Source organism: Micromonospora sp. NBRC 110038 (genome assembly GCF_020884815.1).
Taxonomy (GTDB): Bacteria; Actinomycetota; Actinomycetes; order Mycobacteriales; family Micromonosporaceae; genus Micromonospora; species Micromonospora haikouensis.
Map to the genome: position 1 here is coordinate 1,308,825 of NZ_BBOL01000001.1, position 24,969 is coordinate 1,333,793.

Annotated in this window: 2 protein-coding genes; both read left to right on the plus strand. The window is 75.2% G+C overall.

What is annotated here, in order from left to right; translation table 11 throughout:
- Positions 1-266 precede the first annotated feature (266 nt).
- Positions 267-1,124: a metallophosphoesterase gene (locus tag LPU61_RS05485; protein WP_229404313.1), complete on the plus strand. Its 858-nt coding sequence runs from the start codon at positions 267-269 to the stop codon at positions 1,122-1,124.
- A 247-nt stretch (positions 1,125-1,371) separates the two neighbouring features.
- Positions 1,372-24,948, plus strand: a complete 23,577-nt coding sequence (locus LPU61_RS05490) for a type I polyketide synthase (RefSeq protein ID WP_229404314.1) — start codon at positions 1,372-1,374, stop codon at positions 24,946-24,948.
- The last annotated feature ends 21 nt before the right edge of the window (positions 24,949-24,969 follow it).

The window sequence follows — 24,969 nt, forward strand, 5'->3', positions numbered from 1 at the left end:
TGATCAAGAGAAAAGTGTCAAAGTTGATCTCGACGGTGACGCAAACCTCTTGATCACCGGGGGGAGACCGCCGGGGGAGGGCCGGGGGAGACCGCCGGGAGGGCGGCCGGGAGGGTGGGGCTAGGGGTCTGGTGGGTGGATCTAGGGGTGTGTCGCCTCCTGTCGGGCTCCGTAGGGTCGGAGCCCGACAGGTTGTCGTCCCGCTTGGCGCGGGGCGGGCGGAGGCGGGGGTGCGCGCGGGTGCCCGGAGACACGGGAGGTGCCCTGTGACCGGCTCCCAGAGCGGCCAGCTCCTCGCGATCAGCGACCTGCACGTTGTGTACGCGGAGAACAAGGCCATCGTCGAGGCCCTGCGCCCCGACAACGACGACGACTGGCTGATCGTCGCCGGTGACGTCGGCGAGTTCGCCAAGGACATCCAGTGGGCGCTCGGCCTGCTCCGCGACCGGTTCGCCCGGGTGATCTGGGCACCGGGCAACCACGAGCTGTGGACGCCCCGCGACGACACCGTCCAGTTGCGTGGCGAGGAACGCTACCGGCACCTCGTCGCGTTGTGCCGCAGCCTGGGCGTGGTCACGCCGGAGGATCCGTACCCGGTGTGGGACCCGGACGGGGATCCCGTCCTGATCGCCCCGCTCTTCGTCGGGTACGACTACACGTGGCGGCCCCCGGGGACGTACACCCGGGAGCAGGCGTTGGCGCGGGCGCACGAGACCGGCGTGGTCTGCACCGACGAGATCCTGCTGCACCCCGACCCGTACCCGAGCCGGGACGCCTGGTGCCGGGCGCGGGTGATCCAGACCGAGCGGCGGCTCGACGCCGAGCGCGGCGGCCTGCCCACCATTCTGGTGAACCACTACCCGCTGGTCCGCGAGCCCACCCGGGTCCTGCGCTATCCCGAGTTCGCCCAGTGGTGCGGCACCGACCTGACCGCCGACTGGCACCTGCGCTACGACACCCGCGTCGCCGTCTACGGCCATCTGCACATCCCGCGCACCACCTGGTACGACGGCGTCCGGTTCGAGGAGGTGTCCGTCGGCTACCCGCGCGAGTGGCGTCGCCGCGCCACGCCGCCGGGACGGCCCCGCCAGATCCTCCCGGCCCCCGCCCGACCCCACGGCTGACCGCCGGGAACGGGCGTCCCCGAGGGCCCTCCCACCGGCCTCATCCTGCGGTTATCGCCCCTCCGGGAGGCGCCGCGCGGGGGCTGAATGAGGGGTCCCGTAGGGGTTGGGCCGCCGTAGCGCGCTCAGTACCGTCCACTCACGGTGAGGGTCGGATACCGGCAATTCCCAGGGCCGGATGCCTGCGGTGGTGGCTTCCTCAGTGTTCGGCGGAATCGATCGGTAGCAAGCTCCGGGCGGGTGGGTCATGGCGGACGAAGAGAAGCTCCTCGAACACCTCAAGTGGGTGACCACCGAGCTCCGCCAGGCGCACCGGCGCCTGCGGGAGCTGGAGAGCGCCGAACCCGAACCGATCGCCGTCGTCGCGATGGCGTGCCGGTTCCCCGGCGGCGTCGGCTCCCCCGAGGACCTGTGGGACCTCGTGGCCGCCGGCACCGACGCGACCGGTCCGTTCCCCACCGACCGGGGCTGGGACCTGGCCCGGCTGTACGACCCGGACCCCGACCACCCCGGCACCTCGTACAGCGACCGGGGCGGGTTCCTCGACGACGCCGGCCACTTCGACCCGACCCTGTTCGGCATCTCCCCCCGCGAGGCCCTCGCGATGGACCCGCAGCAGCGGCTGCTGCTGGAGACCACCTGGGAGGTGTTCGAACGCGCCGGCATCGACGCCGGGTCGCTGCGCGGCAGCCGCACCGGCGTGTTCGTCGGCACCGCCGGGCAGGACTACGCCTCCGTGCTGCGCCGCCTCCCCGAGGGCGCCGAAGGCTACGTGCTGACCGGCACCGCCGCCAGCGTCATCTCCGGCCGGCTCGCCTACTCGTTCGGCCTGGAGGGGCCGGCCGTCACCGTCGACACCGCCTGCTCGTCGTCGCTGGTCGCGCTGCACCTGGCCGGCCAGGCCCTGCGTGACGGCGAGTGCACCCTCGCCGTGGCCGGCGGCGTCAGCGTGATGGCCACACCCGGCGGGTTCGTCGAGTTCTCCCGCCAGCGGGGGCTGGCCGCCGACGGCCGGTGCAAGGCGTTCTCCGCCGCCGCCGACGGCACCGGCTGGGCCGAGGGTGTCGGCATGGTGCTCGTCGAGCGGCTGTCCGACGCCCGCCGCAACGGCCACCCCGTGCTCGCCGTGATCCGGGGCAGCGCCGTCAACTCCGACGGGGCCAGCAGCGGCCTCACCGCCCCGAACGGCCCCGCCCAGCAGCGCGTCATCCGCCAGGCCCTCGACAACGCCGGCCTCACCCCGGCCGACGTGGACGTCGTGGAGGCGCACGGCACCGGCACCCGGCTCGGCGACCCGATTGAGGCGCAGGCGCTGCTGGCCACGTACGGCAAGGACAGGCCCGCCGACCGGCCGCTCTGGCTCGGCTCGTTGAAGTCGAACCTCGGCCACACGCAGGCCGCCGCCGGGGTCGCCGGGGTGATCAAGATGGTCCTCGCGATGCGGCACGGGCTGCTCCCGGCGACCCTGCACGCCGACGAGCCCACGCCGCACGTCGACTGGACGGGCGGCGCGGTCGCCCTGCTCACGCAGGCCCGCCCGTGGACCGGGGACGCCGGCCGGCCCCGCCGCGCCGCCGTCTCCTCCTTCGGCATGAGCGGCACCAACGCCCACCTCGTCCTGGAACAGGCCCCGCCGCCAGAGCCCGCCGCCGCGACCGAGGCCCCCGCGCGGGAACTCCCGGCGGTGCCGGTGCTGCTCTCCGCCGCGCACCCCGCCGCCCTCGCCGCGCAGGCGGGCCGTTGGGCGGCCTGGCTGGACGCCGACCCCGACGCGCGTCCCGTGGACGTGGCGTGGTCGTCGGTCACCGCCCGCGCCGCCCTGGACAGCCGCGCGGTGGTCGTGGCGACGGGCCGCGAGGACCTCCTCGCCGGGTTGCGCGCCCTGGCGGCGGGCGAGCCGTCCGGCGCGGTCGTCGCCGGCCGCGCCGCCGACCGGGGTCCGCTCGCCGTGCTGTTCTCCGGTCAGGGCGCGCAGCGGGCGGGGATGGGTCGTGAGTTGTACGCGTCGTTCCCGGTGTTCGCGTCGGTGCTGGACGAGGTGTGCGGGCACCTGGACCGTGGGTTGCCGCAGCCGCTGCGGCCGGTGTTGTTCGCGGAGGCGGGGACGCCGGAGGCCGAGCTGCTGGGGCAGACGGTGTTCACGCAGGCGGGCCTGTTCGCTGTCGAGGTGGCCCTGTTCCGTCTCGTGGAGTCGTTCGGTGTGGTGCCGGACTTCGTGGGTGGGCATTCGGTGGGGGAGATCGTCGCCGCGCATGTGGCGGGGGTGTTGTCGCTGGAGCATGCGTGTGCGTTGGTGGTGGCGCGGGGTCGGTTGATGCAGGCGTTGCCGGCCGGTGGTGGGATGTTGGCGGTCAACGCGGCCGAGTCGGACGTGTTGGCGTCGCTGGACGGGCTGTCCGACCGGGTGGGGGTCGCGGCGGTCAATGGTCCTGAGTCCGTGGTGGTGTCGGGTGCGGTGGACGCCCTGGACGTGGTGGAGCAGGCGTGGCGGGGGCGGGGGGTGCGGACCCGTCGGCTGGCGGTGAGTCACGCGTTCCACAGCCCGTTGATGGAGCCGATGCTGGAGAAGTTCCGGGCGTTGGTCAGCCGGTTGACGTTCTCCGCGCCGGTGCTGCCGTTGGTGTCGAACGTGACCGGGGCGCTGGCCGATCCCGACGAGGTCCGCAGCGTCGACTACTGGGTGCGGCATGTCCGCGAGGCGGTGCGGTTCGCCGACGGGGTGGCGGCGTTGCGGTCAGCGGGGGTGGACACGTTCCTGGAGGTCGGCCCGCAGAGTGTGTTGACGGCGTTGACGGCGGAGGCGCTGCCTGACGGCGGGGACGTGGTCGCGGTGGCCGCTCAGCGTCGGGATCGGCCGGAGGTCGCCGGTCTGCTGGCCGCGCTGGCGGAGCTGCACGTGCACGGGGTGTCGGTGGGGTGGCGGTCGTGGTTCGCCGACACGGGCGCGTCCCGGGTGGACCTGCCCACGTACGCGTTCCAGCGGGAGCGGTTCTGGCTCGAGGCGGGCACGTGGCAGGTGGGCGACGTGTCGGCCGCCGGCCTGGGCGTGGCGGGGCATCCGCTGCTCGGCGCGGCGGTGCGCCTCGCCGGTGACGACGAGGCGGTGCTGACGGGTCGCCTGTCGGTGTCGACGCACCCGTGGCTGGCCGACCATGTGGTGTCGGGTGCGGTGGTGGTGCCGGGTGCGGCGCTGGTCGAGCTGGTGGTGCGGGCGGGCGACGAGGTGGGTGCCTCCCGGGTGCGGGAGTTGACGATCGCCGCCCCGTTGACCCTGCCGGCCGCCGAGGCCGTGCGGGTGCAGGTGCGCGTCGGCGCGGCCGACGACTCCGGTGCCCGCGAGGTGACGGTGCACGCCCAGCCCGACGACGAGCCGGACGCGGAGTGGATCCGGCACGCCGAGGGTGTGCTGGAGCCGGCCGCCGCCGAGGAGCCGACCGTCGGCGCGTGGCCGCCCGCCGGGGCGACCGAGGCGGAACTGGCCGGCTGGTATCCGGCGTTCGCGGAGCACGGCCTGGCGTACGGGCCGGTGTTCCAGGGGCTGCGCCGGGTGTGGACCGACACCGACGGCGACGTGTACGCCGAGGTCGCCCTGCCCGACGAGGCGGCGGCCGACGCCACCGGCTTCGGGGTGCACCCGGCGCTGCTGGATGCCGCCCTGCACCCGATCGGGTTGCTCGACGCCGGCACCGGCACCGGGCCTCGGGTGCCGTTCGCGTTCACCGGTGTGCAGGTGCACGCCGCCGGTGCCCGCGCGCTGCGGGTGCGGTTGAGCCGCGCCGGTGCCGGGGTGCGGCTCGTCGCGGTCGACGGGTCCGGGTCGCCGGTCGTCTCCGTCGACTCCCTCGTCCTGCGGGAGATGGGCACCGTCTCGACCCCGAGCGCGGCCGACCGTTCCCTGTTCGAGGTGACCTGGCACGCCGAGGACGTGACCCCGGCCGCCGAGGTGCCCGGTGTGGTGGCGCTCGGCGAGGTCGGGCTGCCTGACGACGTGTCCGCGTACGCGGACGTGCCGGCCCTGGTGGCGGGCGTGGAGGCGGGCACGGCCGCGCCGAGGCTCGTGCTGCTGCCGACTACCGCTGCGGGGACGTCGGTGCCGGACGCGGTGCGGGATGTCGTCGCGGGCGTGTTGGGTGTGGTGCAGGGGTGGCTCGCCGCTGACGTCCTCGCCGATTCGCGGTTGGTGGTGGTGACCCGGGGTGCCGTGGTGGTGCGGGACGAGGACCGGGTGACCGATCTGGCGGGTGCGGCGGTGTGGGGTCTGTTGCGGTCGGCGCAGTCGGAGCACCCCGACCGCATCGTGCTCGCTGACCTCGACGGCCCGCTGGACGCCGACGCGGTGGCGCTGCTCGCGGCGGTGGCCGCCGACCCCGCCCCCACCGGCGGGCAGCTCGCCGTCCGCGAGGGCGCGGTGCGCGTACCCCGGTTGACGCGGCTGACCGGCGACGAGCTGACGCCCCCGGCGTCGGGTCTCTGGCATCTCGCGCCCGTCGCCCCCGGCACGATCGACGGCGTCGACCTGGTCGCCGCCCCGGCCGCGAAGCTCGGGGCCGGGCAGGTCCGCATCGCCGTACGCGCCACCGGCGTGAACTTCCGTGACGTCCTCATCGCGCTCGGCATGTATCCGGACGCGGCGGCCCGGATGGGCAGCGAAGGCGCGGGCGTGGTGCTGGAGGTCGGTCCCGGCGTCGACGGACTCGCGCCCGGCGACCGGGTGTTCGGCATGTTCGAGCCGGGCTTCGGCCCGCAGGTCGTCGCCGAGCGGCAGCGGGTGGCCAGGATCCCCGCCGGCTGGTCCTATGCCGAGGCCGCCTCCGTCCCGCTGGTGTTTCTGACGGCGTACTACGCGTTGCGCGATCTGGCGGGTCTGCGGTCGGGTGAGTCGGTGTTGATCCACTCGGGTGCGGGTGGCGTGGGGATGGCGGCGATTCAGCTCGCGCAGCATTTCGGTGCGACCGTGTATGCGACGGCGAGTCCTGGTAAGTGGGGGACGCTGCGGGGCCTTGGGGTGGCTCCGGAGCGGATCGGGTCGTCGCGGTCGACGGAGTTCGAGCAGGTGTTCGCGTCCGCCTCCGGTGGTGCCGGGGTGGATGTGGTCCTCGATGCCCTCGCGGGTGAGTTCGTGGACGCGTCGTTGCGGTTGTTGCCGCGCGGCGGCCGGTTCGTCGAGATGGGCAAGACCGACATCCGCGACGCAGACGCGGTAGCGCAGCTGCACCCGGGGGTCGCCTACCGGGCGTTCGACCTGAACGAGGCGGGCGGCGAGCGTATCGGGCAGATGCTCGGCGAGTTGTTGGCGTTGTTCGAGCAGGGTGTGTTGTCGCCGTTGCCGGTGCGGGTGTGGGACGTGCGGCAGGCCCGTCAGGCGTTGCGGCACCTGAGTCAGGCCAGGCACGTCGGCAAGGTGGTGCTGACGGTCCCGGTCGCGGTCGATCCGGACGGCACGACCCTGGTGACCGGCGCGTCCGGGACGCTGGCCGGGGTCGTGGCGCGGCACCTGGTGGCGTCGGGTCAGGCTCGTCGGTTGGTGTTGGCGTCGCGGCGGCTGCCGGTCGAGGGTTCCGACTATGCGGCGCTGGTGGCGGAGCTGGCCGGGGCGGGTGCGCAGGTCACCGCCGTGTCGGTGGACGTTGCCGACCCGGCGCAGGTGGCGGGCCTGGTCGCCGGGATCGACCCGGCGCATCCGTTGACGGCCGTGGTGCACTGCGCGGGCGTCCTCGCCGACTCGGTCGTCACGTCCCTCACCGCCGACGACGTGGCTGCGGTGCTGCGGCCGAAGGTGGACGGTGCGTGGGCGTTGCACGAGGCGACGGCGGGGTTGGATCTGTCGGCGTTCGTGGTGTTCTCGTCGATCGCGGCGACGTTGGGTTCGCCGGGTCAGGGCAACTACGCGGCGGCGAACGCGTTCCTCGACGCCCTCGCCCAGCACCGCCGCGCCCAAGGGCTGCCGGCCACCAGCATCGGCTGGGGCATGTGGGCCACCACCAGCGCCATGACCGCCCACCTCGACCGCGACGACGCGCAGCGGCTGCGGCGGCTCGGCATGGCCGGCCTCACCGCCGCCGAGGGCGCGGCCCTGCTCGACGCGGCCACCGCCAGGGCCCTGCCGGCGATCGCGGCGGCCCGCCTCCGCATCACCGGGGACGCCGGCCAGGTCCCGCCGATCCTGCGGCTGCTCGCCCGCGCCGGCGGACGCCGCCAGGCGGGCGGCGCGACCGGCGGCACCGGCACCTCCTGGTCGGACCGCCTCGCCGGCCTCGCGCCCGACGAGGCGCGGCGGTTGTTGGTGGAGCTCGTGTGTGGTCAGGCGGCGGCGGTGTTGGGGCACGCGTCGGCGCAGGCCGTTGCGGGTGGGCGGGCGTTCAAGGAGTTGGGGTTCGACTCGCTCACCTCCGTGGAGTTGCGTAACCGGTTGGCCTCGGCGACGGGGCTGCGGTTGACGGCGACGCTGGTGTTCGACTATCCGACGCCGGAGCGCCTGGCCGAGCACCTGCGCGAGCGGCTGGGCGAGACCGCCAGCGCCGCCCCGGCCGCCGCCCGCGCCGCCGGCCCGGCGGGCACCGACGAGCCCATCGCCATCGTCGGCATGTCGTGCCGGTTCCCGGGTGGGGTGTCCAGTCCGGAGCAGTTGTGGGATCTGGTGGCGTCGGGTGGGGATGCGATCGGTGGTTTCCCGGGGGACCGGGGTTGGGATCTCGACGCGTTGTACGACCCGGATGCGGATCGGGCGGGGACGTCGACGACGCGGCAGGGTGGTTTCCTGTACGACGCGGCGGAGTTCGACCCGGGGTTCTTCGGGATCAGTCCTCGTGAGGCCCTGGCGATGGATCCGCAGCAGCGGTTGCTGCTGGAAACCTCGTGGGAGGCGTTCGAGCACGCCGGCATCGACCCCGCCACCGGCCACGGCACCGTCACCGGCGTCTTCATCGGCGCCGCCTCCTCCGGCTACGCCGCCACCGGCAGCGACGGCCTCGAAGGGCTCGAAGGGCACCTGCTCACCGGCACCGCCGGCAGCGTCGCCTCCGGCCGCGTCGCCTACACCTTCGGCTTCGAGGGCCCGGCCGTCACCGTCGACACGGCGTGCTCGTCGTCGCTGGTCGCCCTGCACCTCGCGGCGCAGGCGCTGCGCTCCGGCGAATGCGACATGGCCCTCGCCGGTGGCGTCGCGCTGATGGCCCAGCCGGGCATGTTCTCCGAGTTCTCCCGCCAGGGCGGCCTCGCCCCCGACGGCCGGTGCAAGGCGTTCGCCGCCGCCGCCGACGGCACCGGCTGGGGCGAGGGCGTCGGCATCCTCCTCGTCGAGCGCCTCTCCGACGCCCGGCGGCGCGGCCACCGGGTCCTCGCCGTCGTGCGGGGCAGCGCCGTCAACTCCGACGGCGCGTCCAACGGGCTCACCGCGCCGAACGGGCCGTCACAGCAGCGCGTCATCCGGCAGGCCCTCGCCAACGCCCGGCTGACCCCGGCCGACGTGGACGCCGTCGAGGCGCACGGCACCGGCACCACCCTCGGCGACCCCATCGAGGCGCAGGCGCTGCTCGCCACCTACGGGCAGGGGCGGGAGACGCCGCTGCTGCTCGGGTCGATCAAGTCGAACATCGGCCACACCCAGGCCGCCGCCGGCGTCGCCGGGGTGATCAAGATGGTCATGGCGATGCGGCACGGCGTCGTCCCGCCGACCCTGCACGTCGACGCGCCGTCGGAGCACATCGACTGGACCTCCGGGGCCGTCACCCTCACCACCACCGCCGCGCCCTGGCCGGCCGTCGACCGGCCCCGCCGCGCCGCCGTGTCCTCCTTCGGCATCAGCGGCACCAACGCCCACGCCATCATCGAGCAGGCCCCCGCCGAAGCCCCGGCGCCCCGCCCCGAACAGCCGGCGGTGCCGTCGCCCGGCCTGGTCGCCGCCGACGCCGTACCGCTGCTCGTGTCGGCCCGCAGCGCCCGCGCCCTGCGCGACCAGGCGGCCCGGCTGCGGACCCACCTCGCCGACGACCCGGCCCTCGACCTCGTCGACCTCGCGTACTCGCTCGCCACCGGCCGCGCCCACCACCCGTACCGGCAGGTCACCGTGGCCGCCGACCGGGAGTCCGCGCTGGCCGGGCTCGCCGCGATCGCCGAGGCCGACCACCACGCCGGCATCCCCGACGGTACGCCGAAGGTCGTCTTCGTCTTCCCCGGCCAGGGCTCCCAGTGGGCCGGCATGGCCCTCGACCTGCTGGAGTCCTCGCCGGTCTTCCGGGACCGGATGGACCAGTGCGCGGCGGAACTGTCCCGGCTGGTCGACTGGAACCCCGAGGACGTCCTGCGCGGCGCGCCCGACGCCCCGCCGATGGACCGGGTGGACGTCGTCCAGCCGCTGCTCTTCTCTGTCATGGTCTCCCTCGCCGAGGTGTGGAAGTCGTGCGGCGTACGGCCCGACGCCGTCATCGGCCACTCGCAGGGCGAGATCGCCGCCGCCTGCGCCGCCGGCGCGCTCACCCTGCCCGACGCGATGCGGCTCGTCGTCGCCCGCAGCCGGGGCCTGCTCGCCATCTCCGGGCTGGGCGGCATGGTGTCCGTGCCGCTGTCCGCCGCCGACACCGAGCAGCTCGTCGCGCCCTGGGCCGGTGCCCTGTCCGTCGCCGCCGTCAACGGCGCCGCCGTGACCGTGGTGTCGGGCGACGCCGGCCCCGTCGACGAACTGCTCGCCACCTGCGCGGAACGCGACATCCGGGCCCGCCGGATCGCCGTGGACTACGCCTCCCACTGCGGGCACGTCGAGGCCGTCCGCGAGGACCTGGCCGCCGCGCTCGGCACGATCGAGGCCCATCCCACCGAGGTGGCGTTCCACTCCACCGTCACCGGCGAGCCCATCGACACCGTCGAGCTGGACGCCGACTACTGGTACCGGAACCTGCGCGAACCGGTGCGCCTCGCCCCCGTCGTGGACGCGCTGATCGCCGTCGGCTACCGCACGTTCGTCGAGGTCAGCCCCCACCCCGTGCTCAAGGTGGTGGTGCAGGACGCGCTCGACCGGGCCGCCGACGGCCAGCCCGGCGGCGTCGTGGTCGGGTCGCTGCGCCGCGACGAGCACGGCCCCCGCCAGCTCCTCGCCGCGCTCGGCGGCCTGCACACGGCCGGCGTACCGGTCGACTGGGCCGCCGTCCTCGCCGGCTCCGGCGCGTCCCGGGTGGACCTGCCGACGTACGCGTTCCAGCGGGAGCGGTTCTGGCCCGAGGCGGGCACGTGGCACGCGGGCGACGTGTCGGGGGCGGGGCTCGCCGCTCCTGGGCATCCGCTGTTGGGTGCGGCGGTGCGCCTGGCGGGTGATGACGAGGTCGTGTTGACGGGCCGGCTGTCGGTGTCGACGCATCCGTGGTTGGCCGACCATGTGGTGTCGGGTGCGGTGGTGGTGCCGGGTGCGGCGCTGGTCGAGTTGGTGGTGCGGGCGGGCGACGAGGTGGGTGCGTCGCGGGTGCGGGAGTTGACGATCGCCGCCCCGCTGACGCTGCCGGCCGCCGAGGCCGTGCGGGTGCAGGTGCGGGTCGGCGCGGCCGACGACTCCGGTGCCCGTGAGGTGACGGTGCACGCCCAGCCCGACGGGGACGGGGACGTGGAGTGGGTCCGGCACGCGGATGGTGTGCTGGAGCCGGCCGTGGCCGAGGAGCCGGTGGTGGGGCAGTGGCCGCCGGTCGGCGTGTCCGAGGTGGACCTGTCCGGCTGGTACGACGCGCTCGTCGGGCATGGGCTGGCGTACGGGCCGGTGTTCCAGGGCCTGCGCCGGGTGTGGGCGGGCGACGGCGACGTCTACGCCGAGGCGGCCCTGCCCGACGACGTCGCCGAGAGCGCCGGCCGGTTCGGGCTGCACCCGGCGCTGCTGGATGCCGCCCTGCATCCGATCGGGCTGTTGTCGGCGGAGGAGGCGTCGGGGCCTCGGGTGCCGTTCGCGTTCGCCGGTGTGCAGATGCACGCGGCGGGCGCGTCGGTGCTGCGGGTGCGGTTGAGCCGTGCCGGTGCCGGGGTGCGCCTGGTTGCCGCCGACGAGTCCGGTGCGCCGGTCGTCGCCGTCGACTCGCTCGTCCTGCGGGAGCTGACCGGCGTCGCCGCGCCCAACGCCGCCGACCGGTCGGTGTTCGAGCTCACCTGGCACGCCGAGGACGTGACCCCGGCCGCCGACGTGTCGGGCGCGGTGGCGCTCGGCGAGGTCGCCCTGCCCGGCGACGTGCCGGCGTACCCGGACGTTGCGGCCCTGGCCGCCGCCGTCGAGGCGGGCCGGCCCGCGCCGAGCATCGTCCTGCTGCCGGCCGGCCCGAGCGCGCCCGGCGACGCCGGCTCCGCCCCGGACCGGACCCCCGGGAGCACCCCGGACCGCGACCTGCCCGGCCTGGTCCGGGCCGCGGCGTCGGACATCCTCGTGGCCGTCCAGGCGTGGCTGGCCGCCGACGCCCTCGCCGACACGAAGCTCGTCGTGACGACCCGCGACGCCGTGGCGGCGCTGCCCGGCGACCGGGTGACCGACCTGGCGGGTGCGGCGGTGTGGGGTCTGTTGCGTTCGGCGCAGTCGGAGCACCCCGACCGCATCGTGCTCGCCGACCTCGACGGCCCGCTGGACGCCGACGCGGTGGCGCTGCTCGCGGCGGTGGCAGCCGACCCCGCCCCCACCGGCGGGCAGCTCGCCGTCCGGGGCGGCACCGTCCTCGCGCCCCGGGTCACCCGCCCCGCCGGCGACGCCCTCACCCCGCAGGGCGACCTGTGGCACGTGGCCGCCGTCGCCCCGGGCACGATCGACGGCGTCGACCTGCTGCCCGGCACCGCCCAGCCCCTCGCCCCGGGCGAGGTCCGCATCGCCGTGCGCGCGGCCGGGGTGAACTTCCGGGACGTGTTGATCGCGCTCGGCATGTATCCGGATCCGTCGGCGGTGATGGGTAGCGAGGGTGCGGGTGTGGTGCTGGAGGTCGGCCCGGGTGTGGATGATCTGAACCCGGGTGATCGGGTGTTCGGCCTGTTCGAGCCGGGTTTCGGGCCGCAGGTGGTGGCGCAGCGGCAGCGGATCGCGCGGGTGCCGTCCGGGTGGTCGTTTGTTGAGGCGGCGTCGGTGCCGGTGGTGTTCCTGACGGCGTACTACGCGTTGCGTGATCTGGCGGGTTTGCGGTCGGGTGAGTCGGTGTTGATCCACTCGGGTGCGGGTGGGGTCGGGATGGCGGCGATCCAGCTTGCGCAGCACTTCGGCGCGACGGTCTACGCGACGGCGAGTCCTGGTAAGTGGGGGACTTTGCGGGGCCTTGGGGTGGCTCCGGAGCGGATCGGGTCGTCGCGGTCGACGGAGTTCGAGGCGGTGTTCGCGTCCGCGTCCGGTGGCGCGGGTGTGGATGTGGTCCTCGATGCGCTTGCGGGTGAGTTCGTGGATGCGTCGTTGCGGTTGTTGCCGCGTGGCGGCCGGTTCGTCGAGATGGGCAAGACCGACGTACGCGACCCGGAACTGGTCGCCCGCCAACACCCCGGCGTGACCTACCAGGCGTTCGAGCTGAACGCCGCCGGCGGCGAGCGCATCGGGCAGATGCTCGGTGAGTTGTTGGCGTTGTTCGAGAGTGGTGCGCTGCGGCCGTTGCCGGTGCGGGTGTGGGACGTGCGGCAGGCGCGGCAGGCGTTGCGGCACCTGAGTCAGGCGAAGCACGTCGGCAAGGTGGTGCTGACGGTTCCGGCTGCGGTGGACCCGGACGGCACGACCCTGGTGACCGGGGCGTCGGGCACCCTTGCCGGGGTCGTGGCCCGGCACCTCGTCGCCACGGGCCAGAGCCGTCGGTTGGTGTTGGCGTCGCGTCGGCTGCCGGTCGAGGGTTCCGATTACGCGGCCCTGGTCGCGGAGCTGACCGGGGCCGGGGCGCAGGTCACTGCCGTGTCGGTGGACGTCGCCGATGCGGCGCAGGTGGCGGCGCTGGTGGCCGGGGTGGACCCGGCGCATCCGTTGACGGCGGTGGTGCACACGGCCGGGGTGATCGCCGACGCGACGATCGGCTCCCTGTCCGTCGACGGCGTGGCTGCGGTCATGCGGCCGAAGGTGGACGGTGCGTGGGCGTTGCACGAGGCGACGGCGGGGTTGGATCTGTCGGCGTTCGTGGTGTTCTCGTCGATCGCGGCGACGTTGGGTTCGCCCGGTCAGGGCAACTACGCGGCGGCGAACGCGTTCCTCGACGCCCTCGCCCAGCACCGCCACGCCCAAGGGCTGCCGGCCACCAGCCTCGCCTGGGGTCTCTGGGCCACCACCAGCACCATGACCGCCCACCTCGACGCCACCGAGCACCGGCGCGTCATCCGCGCCGGCAGCGCGCCGCTCACCGACGCCGAAGGGCTCGCGCTCCTCGACGCCGCGCAGCGGCACGGCGGCGCGCACCTCGTACTCATGAAGGTGCCGGCGGCCACGGGCGGACCGGTCCCCGCGCTGCTGCGCGACCTCGTGCGCCAGCCCCGCACCCGGCGGCGGGCGGCGACCCGGGCCGCCACCGACCTGTCGCTGGGCGAGCGGCTCGCCGCCCTCAGCCCCGCCGAACGGCGCGGCCGGCTCCTCGACCTCGTCGCCGGTGCCGTGGCGGCCGTGCTCGGCCACCGCTCCGCCGACACCGTCGACCCGCAGCGGCCGTTCAAGGAACTCGGCTTCGACTCGCTCACCTCCGTCGAGCTGCGCAACCGGCTCGCCACCGCCACCGGGCTGCGGCTGCCTGCCACCGTCGCCTTCGACTACCCGACGCCCGCCGTGCTCGCCGACTTCCTCGACCGGGAGATCGGCGGCCGGGCCACCCCCGCGCCGGCCCCCGCCGCTGCCGCCGCGCCCGGCGTCGACGAGCCCATCGCGATCGTCGGCATGGCGTGCCGCTTCCCCGGCGACGTGCGGACCCCCGAGCAACTGTGGGACCTCGTCACCGCCGGCGCGGACGTCATCGCGCCCTTCCCCACCGACCGCGGCTGGGACCTCACCGACCTGCGCGGCGACGCCGGAGACGACACGGCCACCCCGCAGCGCGGCGGGTTCCTCTACGACGCCGCCGACTTCGACGCCGCCTTCTTCGGCATCAGCCCCCGCGAGGCGCTCGCCATGGACCCGCAGCAGCGGCTGCTGCTGGAAACCTCGTGGGAGGCGTTCGAGCGGGCCGGCATCGACCCGCTGACCGCCCGGGGCAGCAGCACCGGCGTCTACGTCGGCCTGATCTACCACGACTACGCGGGCAAGGCCCTCGGCACGTCCGACGAGCTCGACGGGTACGTCGGCAACGGCAGCGCCGGCAGCGTCGCCTCCGGCCGCATCTCCTACCTGTTCGGCCTCGAAGGCCCCGCCGTCACCGTCGACACCGCCTGCTCGTCGTCGCTGGTCGCCCTGCACCTCGCCGCGCAGGCGCTGCGGCAGAACGAGTGCGGCCTCGCCCTCGCCGGTGGGGTCAGCGTCATGTCCACCCCCGGCATGCTCGCCGAGTTCTCCCGCCAGCGCGGCCTGTCGCCCGACGGGCGGTGCCGGGCGTTCGGCGCGGGCGCCAACGGCACCGGCTTCGCCGAGGGCGTCGGCATGCTGCTGCTGGAACGGCTCTCCGACGCCCAACGCAACGGTCACCGCGTCCTGGCCGTCGTCCGGGGCAGCGCGATCAACCAGGACGGGGCCAGCAGCGGCCTCACCGCCCCCAACGGCCCCTCGCAGCAGCGCGTCATCCGGCAGGCCCTCGCCAACGCGCGCCTGACCCCGGCCGACGTGGACGCCGTCGAGGCGCACGGCACCGGCACGGCGCTCGGTGACCCGATCGAGGCGCAGGCGCTGCTGGCCACGTACGGGCAGGACCGGCCCGCCGACCGGCCGCTGCTGCTCGGCTCGATCAAGTCGAACATCGGCCACGCCCAGGCCGCCGCAGGCGTCGCCGGGGTGATCAAGATGGTCATGGCGATGCGGCACGGCCAGCTTCCCGCCACCCTGCACGTCGACACCCCGTCGGAGCACATCGACTGGTCGGCCGGGGCGGTGTCGCTGCTCGCCGAGCCCCGCCCCTGGCCCGAGGTGGACCGGCCGCGCCGCGCCGCCGTGTCGTCGTTCGGCATCAGCGGCACCAACGTCCACACCATCCTGGAGCAGGCGCCCGAGGCGACGCCCGCGCCGACCGTGACCGTCCCCGCCGCCATCACCACCGGCGACCTCACCACCCCCTGCGTGCTCTCCGCCCGCACCGGCGACGCCCTGGCCGAACAGGCCCGCCGGCTGCGCGACTGGCTGGGGGAGAACCCGACCGTCGGCCTGCCCGACCTCGGCCACGCCCTCGCCACCGGCCGGTCCGCGTTCGAACACCGCGCGGTGCTGCTGCCCCGCGACCGGCAGAGCCTCCTCGCCGGCCTGGCCGCCGTCGCCGCCGACGAGCCGTCGTCCGTCGTCGTCCGGGGCACCGTCCGACCCGGCCGGCTCGCCGTCCTCTTCTCCGGCCAGGGCGCGCAACGCCCCGGCATGGGCCGGGAGGCGTACGGGGCGTTCCCCGTGTTCGCCGCCGCGCTCGACGAGGCGTGCGCCCACCTCGACCCGCTGCTGCCCCGACCGCTGCGCGACGTGCTGTTCGCCACCGAAGGCTCCCCCGACGCGGACCTGCTCGACCAGACGGTGTTCACCCAGGCCGGCCTGTTCGCCGTCGAGGTCGCCCTGTACCGCCTCGTCGAGTCGTTCGGGATCGTCCCCGACCTCGTGGGCGGCCACTCCGTCGGCGAGATCACCGCCGCGCACGTCGCCGGGGTGCTCTCCCTCGCCGACGCCTGCGCGCTGGTCGCCGCCCGGGGGCGGCTCATGCAGGCGCTGCCCGCCGGGGGCGGCATGCTCGCCGTCGCCGCCGGCGAGGCCGACGTCCGCGCCTCCATCGAGGGCCTGACCGACCGGCTCGGCATCGCCGCCGTCAACGGGCCTGCGGCCGTCGTCGTCTCCGGCGCCGCCGACGCCCTCGACGCCGTCGAGGCCGGCTGGCGGGATCGGGGCGTACGCACCCGCCGACTGCGGGTCAGCCACGCCTTCCACAGCCCGCTCATGGAACCGATGCTGGCCGAGTTCCGGGCCGTCCTCGACGGGCTCACCTTCCAGCCGCCGACGCTGCCCGTCGTGTCCAACCTGACCGGCGTCGCCGCCGACCCGGAAGACCTGTGCGACCCCGGGTACTGGGTGCGGCACGTCCGGGAGGCCGTCCGTTTCGCCGACGGGATCGCCTACCTGCGGCAGCGCAACGTCGGCACGTACCTGGAGGTCGGGCCGGACGGGGTGCTCGCCGGCATGATCTCCGACTGCCTCGCCGACACCGCGGAACCCGCCGCCGGGCCGGTGGTCGTGCCGACCCTGCGCCGGGGCCGCACCGAGGCGTCCGCGCTGCTCGCGGCCCTCGCCGAGGCGTACGCGGGCGGCGTGCCCGTCGACTGGGCCACCCTTACCGGCGGCGGCGCGGCCGTGCGCCCGCTGGACCTGCCGACGTACCCGTTCCAGCGGCAGCGGTACTGGCCCGACGCGGCGGCCTGGCGGGCCGGCGACGTGTCCGGTGCCGGACTGGCCGCCCCGGGGCATCCGCTGCTCGGCGCGGCGGTGCGCCTGGCCGGTGACGACGAGGTCGTGTTGACCGGTCGGCTGTCGGTGTCGACGCATCCGTGGCTGGCCGACCATGTCATCTCTGGTGCGGTGGTGGTGCCGGGTGCGGCGCTGGTCGAGCTGGTGGTGCGGGCGGGCGACGAGGTGGGTGCGTCGCGGGTGCGGGAGTTGACGATCGCCGCCCCGCTGACGCTCCCGGTCTCGGGCGGGGTGCGGGTGCAGGTGCGCGTCGGGTCGGCCGACGACTCCGGTGCCCGTGAGGTGACGGTGCACGCCCAGCCCGACGAGGATGCGGACGGGGAGTGGGTCCGGCACGCGGATGGCGTGCTGGAGTCGGCCGTGGCCGAGGAGCCGGTGGTGGGGCAGTGGCCGCCGGTCGGCATGTCCGAGGTGGACCTGTCGGGCTGGTACGACGCGCTCGTCGGGCATGGGCTGGCGTACGGGCCGGTGTTCCAGGGGCTGCGCCGGGTGTGGACGGGCGACGGCGAGCTGTGTGCCGAGGTGGCCCTGCCGGAGTCGGCGGCGGACGCGTCCGCGTTCGGGCTGCACCCGGCGTTGCTGGATGCCGCGCTGCACCCGATCGGGTTGCTCGACGCCGGCACCGGGCCTCGGGTGCCGTTCGCGTTCAGCGGTGTGCAGGTGCACGCCGCCGGTGCGTCGGTGTTGCGGGTGCGGATGAGTCGTGCCGGTTCCGGGGTGCGTCTCGTCGCGGTCGACGACTCCGGGTCGCCGGTCGTCTCCGTCGACTCCCTCGTCCTGCGGGAGCTGACCGGTGTGGCCGCGCCCAGCGCCGTGGACCGTTCCCTGTTCGAGGTGACCTGGCAGCCGCAGGACGTCGCCCCCACCGCCGACGGATCCGGCTGGGTGGCGCTCGGCGAGGTCGGGCTGCCTGACGACGTGTCCGCGTACGCGGACGTGCCGGCGCTGGTGGCGGCCGTGGAGGCGGGGCGACCCGCTCCGGCTTTCGTGTTGCTGCCCGTCGGCGTCGCCGGAGGGCCTGTGCCGGACGCGGTGCGGGATGTCGTCGCGGGTGTGTTGGGTGTGGTGCAGGGGTGGCTTGCCGCCGATCTGCTCGCCGATTCGCGGTTGGTGGTGGTGACCCGGGGTGCCGTGGTGGCGCGGGACGAGGACCGGGTGACCGACCTGGCGGGTGCGGCGGTGTGGGGTCTGTTGCGTTCGGCGCAGTCGGAGCATCCCGACCGCATCGTGCTCGCCGACACCGACGAGGCCATCGGCCCGCAGGCGCTCGCCGTCCTGGCGACCGTCGCGGCCGATCCGTCCACCGTCGGCGGCCAGCTCGCGCTGCGGGGCGACGCGGTGTGCGTACCCCGGCTCGTGCGCCAGCCGGGCGCGGAGCTGACCCCGCCGGCGGACCGTGCGTGGCACGTCGCCGCCGCGCGCCCCGGCACGCTCGACGGCGTCGAGATCGTCGCCGCCGCCCCGGCCGCCCTCGCCCCCGGCGAGGTCCGCATCGAGGTACGTGCCGCCGGGGTGAACTTCCGGGACGTGTTGATTGCGTTGGGGATGTATCCGGATCCGTCGGCGGTGATGGGTAGCGAGGGTGCGGGTGTGGTGCTGGAGGTCGGCCCGGGTGTCGACGACTTGAGCCCGGGTGATCGGGTGTTCGGCCTGTTCGAGCCGGGTTTCGGGCCGCAGGTGGTGGCGCAGCGGTTGCGGGTGGCGCGGGTGCCACGCGGGTGGTCGTTTGTCGAGGCGGCGTCGGTGCCGGTGGTGTTCCTGACGGCGTACTACGCGTTGCACGATCTGGCAGGGCTGCGGTCGGGTGAGTCGGTGTTGATCCACTCGGGTGCGGGTGGGGTGGGCATGGCGGCGATTCAGCTTGCCCAGCATTTCGGTGCGACCGTGTATGCGACGGCGAGTCCTGGTAAGTGGGGGACGCTGCGGGGCCTTGGGGTGGCTCCGGAGCGGATCGGGTCGTCGCGGTCGACGGAGTTCGAGCAGGTGTTCGCGTCCGCGTCCGGTGGTGCCGGGGTGGATGTGGTCCTCGACGCGCTTGCGGGTGAGTTCGTGGATGCGTCGTTGCGGTTGTTGCCGCGTGGCGGCCGGTTCGTCGAGATGGGCAAGACCGATGTGCGTGATGCCGACGCGGTCGCGCAGCTGCACCCGGGGGTGGTCTACCGGGCGTTCGACCTGAACGAGGCGGGCGGCGAGCGCATCGGGCAGATGCTGGGCGAGTTGTTGGCGTTGTTCGAGCAGGGTGTGTTGTCGCCGTTGCCGGTGCGGGTGTGGGACGTGCGGCAGGCGCGGCAGGCGTTGCGGCACCTGAGTCAGGCGAAGCATGTCGGCAAGGTGGTGCTGACCGTGCCGGTGGCCGCCGATGCCGAGGGCACGACGCTGGTCACGGGCGCTTCGGGCACCCTGGCCGGGGTGGTGGCGCGGCACCTGGTGGCCACGGGTCAGGCTCGTCGGTTGGTGTTGGCGTCGCGTCGGCTGCCGGTCGAGGGTTCCGACTACGCGGCCCTGGTCGCGGAGCTGACCGGGGCCGGGGCGCAGGTCACTGCCGTGTCGGTGGACGTCGCCGATGCGGGGCAGGTGGCGGCGCTGGTGGCCGGGGTGGACCCGGCGCATCCGTTGACGGCGGTGGTGCACACGGCCGGGGTGATCGCCGACGCGACGATCGGCTCGCTCTCCGTCGACGGCGTGGCTGCGGTGCTGCGGCCGAAGGTGGACGGTGCGTGGGCGTTGCACGAGGCGACGGCGGGGTTGGATCTGTCGGCGTTCGTGGTGTTCTCGTCGATCGCGGCGACGTTGGGTTCGCCGGGTCAGGGCAACTACGCGGCGGCGAACGCGTTCCTCGACGCTCTCGCCCAGCACCGCCGCGCCCAGGGGCTGCCGGCGACCAGCATCGGCTGGGGCATGTGGGCCACGGGCGGGATGGCCGCCCAGCTCAGCGCCGACGACCGGCAGCGCCTGGGTCGGCTCGGCATGACCGGCCTCACCGCCGATGAGGGCGCCGCCCTCCTCGACGCCGCGACCGCCGGGCCCCGGGCGGCGGTGGTCGCCGCCCGGCTGCGGATCACCGGCGACGCCGGGCAGGTCCCGCCGATCGTCCGGCTGCTGGCCCGGACCGGCGTACGCCGCCAGGCGGGTGCCGCGCGGGCCGGGGCCGGCTCGGGCTGGTCCGAGCGGCTGGTCGGGCTGTCGCGGGACGAGGCGCGTCGGTTGTTGGTGGAGCTCGTGTGTGGTCAGGCGGCGGCGGTGTTGGGGCATGCGTCGGCGCAGGCGGTTGCGGGTGGGCGGGCGTTCAAGGAACTCGGGTTCGACTCGCTCACCTCCGTGGAGCTGCGTAACCGGTTGGCCTCGGCGACGGGGCTGCGGTTGACGGCGACGCTGGTGTTCGACTACCCGACGCCGGAGCGCCTGGCCGAGCACCTGCACGAGCAACTCGGCCACTCCGCCGCCCCGGCCGCCACCACCCGGGCCGTAGCCCGGGACGACGACGACCCGATCGCGATCATCGGCATGGCCTGCCGGTTCCCCGGTGGGGTGTCCAGCCCGGAGCAGTTGTGGGATCTGGTGGCGTCGGGTGGGGATGCGATCGGTGGTTTCCCGGCCGATCGGGGTTGGGACCTCGACGCGTTGTACGACCCGGATGCGGATCGGGCGGGGACGTCGACGACGCGGCAGGGTGGTTTCCTGTACGACGCGGCGGAGTTCGATCCGGGGTTCTTCGGGATCAGTCCTCGTGAGGCCCTGGCGATGGATCCGCAGCAGCGGTTGTTGCTGGAAACCTCGTGGGAGGCGTTCGAACACGCCGGCATCGACCCGCGCGACACGAAGGCCACCACTGGCGTCTTCGCCGGCCTGATCCACCACGACTACGCGGGCCGCCTGGCGGCATCGGAGGAGCTGGAGGGCTACCTCGTCAACGGCACCGCCGGCAGCGTCGCCTCCGGTCGCGTGGCGTACGTCTTCGGCCTGGAGGGGCCGGCGGTGACCGTCGACACCGCGTGCTCGTCGTCGCTGGTCGCGCTGCACCTGGCCGCGCAGGCGCTGCGCTCCGGCGAGTGCGACCTGGCCCTGGCCGGCGGCGTCACCGTCATGGCCACGCCGAGCGCCTTCGTCGGCTTCTCCCGGCAGCGCGGCCTGTCGGCCGACGGCCGGTGCAAGTCGTTCGCCGCCGCCGCCGACGGGACGGGCTGGTCCGAGGGCGTCGGCATGCTCCTCGTCGAGCGGTTGAGCGACGCCCGCCGCAACGGCCACCGGATTCTGGCGGTGGTGCGGGGCACGGCGGTCAACCAGGACGGGGCGTCGAACGGCCTGACGGCGCCGAATGGTCCGTCGCAGCAGCGGGTGATCCGGCAGGCCCTGGCGAACGCGCGACTGACGCCGGCGGACGTGGACGCGGTGGAGGCGCACGGCACCGGCACCACGCTGGGTGACCCGATCGAGGCGCAGGCGCTGTTGGCCACGTACGGGCAGGACCGGCCCGCCGACCGTCCCCTGCTGCTGGGGTCGATCAAGTCCAACATGGGCCACACGCAGGCGGCGGCTGGCGTCGCCGGGATCATCAAGATGGTCCTGGCGATGCGGCACGGCGTCGTGCCGCCGACCCTGCACGTCGACGAGCCGTCGCCGCACGTCGACTGGACCGCCGGGGCGGTTGCCCTGGCGACCGAGGCGACGCCGTGGCCGGCCGTGGATCGGCCGCGTCGGGCGGCGGTGTCGTCGTTCGGGATCTCGGGGACGAACGCGCACGTGATCATCGAGCAGCCTCCGGTGGAGGTCGTCGAGGGTGTGGTGGTGGACCGGGTGCCGCCGCCGGTGGTGCCGGTGCTGCTGTCCGCCCGCACGGATGGGGCGTTGGCGGGTCAGGCGGGCCGGTGGGCCCGGTGGTTGGCCGATGACGAGTCGCTTGCCGCGTTGGACGTGGCGTGGTCGTCGGTGACGACGCGTCCGGCGTTGGAACAGCGGGCGGTGGTCGTCGCCGAGGGCCGGGACGATCTGCTGGCTGCCCTGCGGGCTCTGGCCGCCGGTCAGCCGTCCGGTGCCGTGGTGGTCGGCACCCCGGAGCAGCGCGGCCAGCTCGCGGTCCTCTTCTCGGGCCAGGGCGCGCAGCGTGCCGGGATGGGTCGGGAGTTGGCGGAGGCGTTCCCGGTGTTCGCCGCCGCGCTGGACGAGGTGTGCGCCGGGCTGGACCCGCTGCTCCCGCAGCCGCTGCGGCCGGTGCTGTTCGCCTCGGAGGGCAGCCCCGAGGCAGGTCTGCTGGACCAGACGGTGTTCACGCAGGCCGGGTTGTTCGCGGTCGAGGTGGCGTTGTTCCGCCTGGTGGAGTCGTTCGGGGTGGTGCCGGACTTCGTCGGGGGCCACTCGGTCGGGGAGATCACGGCTGGGTACGTGGCGGGGGTGTTGTCCCTGGCGGACGCGTGCGCACTGGTTGCGGCGCGGGGTCGCCTGATGCAGGCGTTGCCGGCCGGGGGCGGAATGCTCGCGGTGGCTGCGGCCGAGGAGGTGGTGGCGGAGTCGATCGCCGGTCGCGCCGACGTCGGGATCGCCGCCGTCAACGGCCCGTCGGCCGTGGTCGTCTCCGGGGCCGTCGAGGCCCTGGACGAGGTCGAGCAGGCGTGGCGGGACCGGGGCGTGCGCACACGCCGGCTCGCCGTCAGCCACGCGTTCCACAGTCCGTTGATGGAGCCGATGCTCGCCGAGTTCCGGGCCGTGTTGGAGGGGCTCACCTTCGCGGCACCGTTGCTGCCGGTCGTGTCGAACCTGACCGGGGCGCTGGCTGACGCCGACGAGATCCGCACCGCCGACTACTGGGTGCGGCACGTCCGCGAGGCGGTGCGGTTTGCCGACGGCGTGACCGTGCTGCGCAAGGCCGGGGTGGGCACGTTCCTGGAGGTGGGGCCGCAGAGTGTGTTGACGGCTCTGGCCGCCGACGTGCTGCCCGGTGACGAGGGCGTCCTGACCGTCGCGGCCCAGCGCCGGGACCGGCCAGAGGCGACCGCGCTGCTGGCCGCCCTAGGCGAGCTGCACGTCAACGGGGTGCCGGTGTCGTGGCGGCAGTGGTTCGCCGGCACGGGCGCGTCCCGCATCGACCTGCCGACGTACGCGTTCCAGCACCAGCGGTTCTGGCCCGAGGCCGGGCCGGTGGTGCGCAAGGAGACCGACGGCGGGGACGCCGAGTTCTGGGCCGCCGTCGAACGCGGCGACCTCACCGCCCTCGCCGCCCAACTCGGCGACGACACCGCCCTTGACGCACTCGCCCCGGCCCTGCCCGCCCTCACCACCTGGCGACGGGCCCGCACCCGGGACGCGGCGGTGAACGGCTGGTCGTACCAGATCGGGTGGCGGCCGATCGACCCGGCCGACCCGCCGGTGGCGGCCGGCGGCTGGCTGCTCGTCGGGCCCGACGGCGACACCGCCGACGACATCGCCGCCGCGCTCGCCTCGGCCGGCGCGGACGTGCGGCGGCTGCCCGCCGACCCGGTCGGCGCCACCCGGGGTGGCCTGGCCCGGCGGCTCACCGCCGCGCTCGCCGACGGGCCCGTCACCGGCGTCGTCTCCCTGCTCGGCCTGGCCGACGACCCGCACCCGCAGCACCCGGCCGTGCCCGTCGGCACGGCGGCCACGCTGGCGCTGGCGCAGGCCCTGCACGATGCCGGGGCGAGCGCGACCCTGTGGTGCGTGACGCGGGGCGCGGTCGGCACCGGCGACGGCGACGCCGTCCGCAGCGCCGCCCAGGGCGGCCTGTGGGGCCTCGGCCGCGTCGCCGGCCTGGAGCTGCCGCAACTGCGGGTCGGCCTGCTCGACCTGCCCGCCGCCGGAGCCGACGTGGACCCCGCCGGCAGCGCCGGCCGCGTCGACCCCGCCCGGCTCGCGGCGGCCCTCACCGCCGCCGGCGACGAGGACCAGCTCGCCGTGCGGCCCACCGGCGTGTACGCGCGCCGGCTGACCCGGGCCGTCCCCGCCGACGCGGCGGCGGCCGACCGGTGGCGGCCCTCCGGCACCGTGCTCGTCACCGGCGGCACCGGCGCGCTCGGCGCGCACGTGGCCCGCTGGGCCGCCGGCAGCGGGGCCGAACACCTGGTGCTGACCAGCCGGCGCGGCGAGGACGCGCCGGGGGCGGTGGAGCTGCGCGACGAGCTGGCCGCCCTCGGCGTACGGGTCACCGTCGCCGCCTGCGACGTGGCCGACCGGGACGCGGTCGCCGCCCTGCTCGCCCGCGTCGACGCCGACCCGGCCCCGCTGACCGCCGTGGTGCACGCCGCCGGGCTCAACGACGTGGCCCCGCTCGTCGACACCGACCTCGGCCGGCTCGCCGGGGTGCTGACCGGCAAGATCGCCGGGGCGGTGCACCTCGACGAACTGCTCGGCGACCGGCCGCTCGACGCGTTCGTGCTGTTCGCGTCCATCGCCGGGATCTGGGGCAGCGGCGGGCAGGCCGGCTACGCGGCCGGCAACGCCTACCTCGACGCCATCGCCGAGCGCCGCCGCGCCCGGGGACTCGCCGCCACCTCCGTGGCGTGGGGACCGTGGGCCGACGGCGGGATGGCCACCGACGACGCCCAGCGGGAACTGGCCCGGCGCGGGCTGCGGGCGATGTCCCCCGCCGACGCCGTGCACGCCCTGCGGGTCGCCGTCGGGCGCGGGCGGGCCTGCCTCACCGTCGCCGACGTCGACTGGGCGACGTTCGCCCCGGCGTACGCGTCGGTGCGGCCCCGGCCGCTGCTGGCCGACCTGCCCGAGGCCCGGCCCGCCGAGCGCCCCGACGACGACGCCGCGCCGGCCGACGGCGGGCAGGCCCTGCGGGACCGGCTGCGCGCCCTGCCCCGCGACGAGCAGGACCGGCACCTCACCGACCTGGTCCGCGCCGAGGCCGCCGCCGTCCTCGGCCACCCCGGCCCGGAGCGGGTCAAGCCGCGGCGGGCGTTCAAGGACCTCGGCTTCGACTCGCTGACCGCCGTGGAGCTGCGCAACCGGCTCACCCGGGCCACCGGGCTGCCCCTGCCCACCACGCTCGTCTTCGACCACCCCGACCCGGCCGCCGTGGCCGACCACCTGCTCACCGCGCTGGTCCCCGAGGCGCACCGGGAGGAGGCGGCCGACCCGGCCGAGACGGCGGTACGCCAGGCCCTGGCCACCATCCCGCTGGCCCGCATCCGCGAGGCCGGGCTCCTCGACCTGCTGCTCAAGCTCACCAACGACGACACCGACCCCGCCCCCACCGGCGGGGACGTCGACATCGACGAGATGGACGCCGACACCCTCATCAGGCTGGCGCTCGACGGCTCCGAGTCCTGACCTTGCCCCACGTACGGAGTA

Coding starts and splice junctions, on each gene's coding strand:
- LPU61_RS05490 (WP_229404314.1), top strand. CDS start 1,372: ATGGCGGACGAAGAGAAGCTCCTCGAACACCTCAAGTGGGTGACCACC.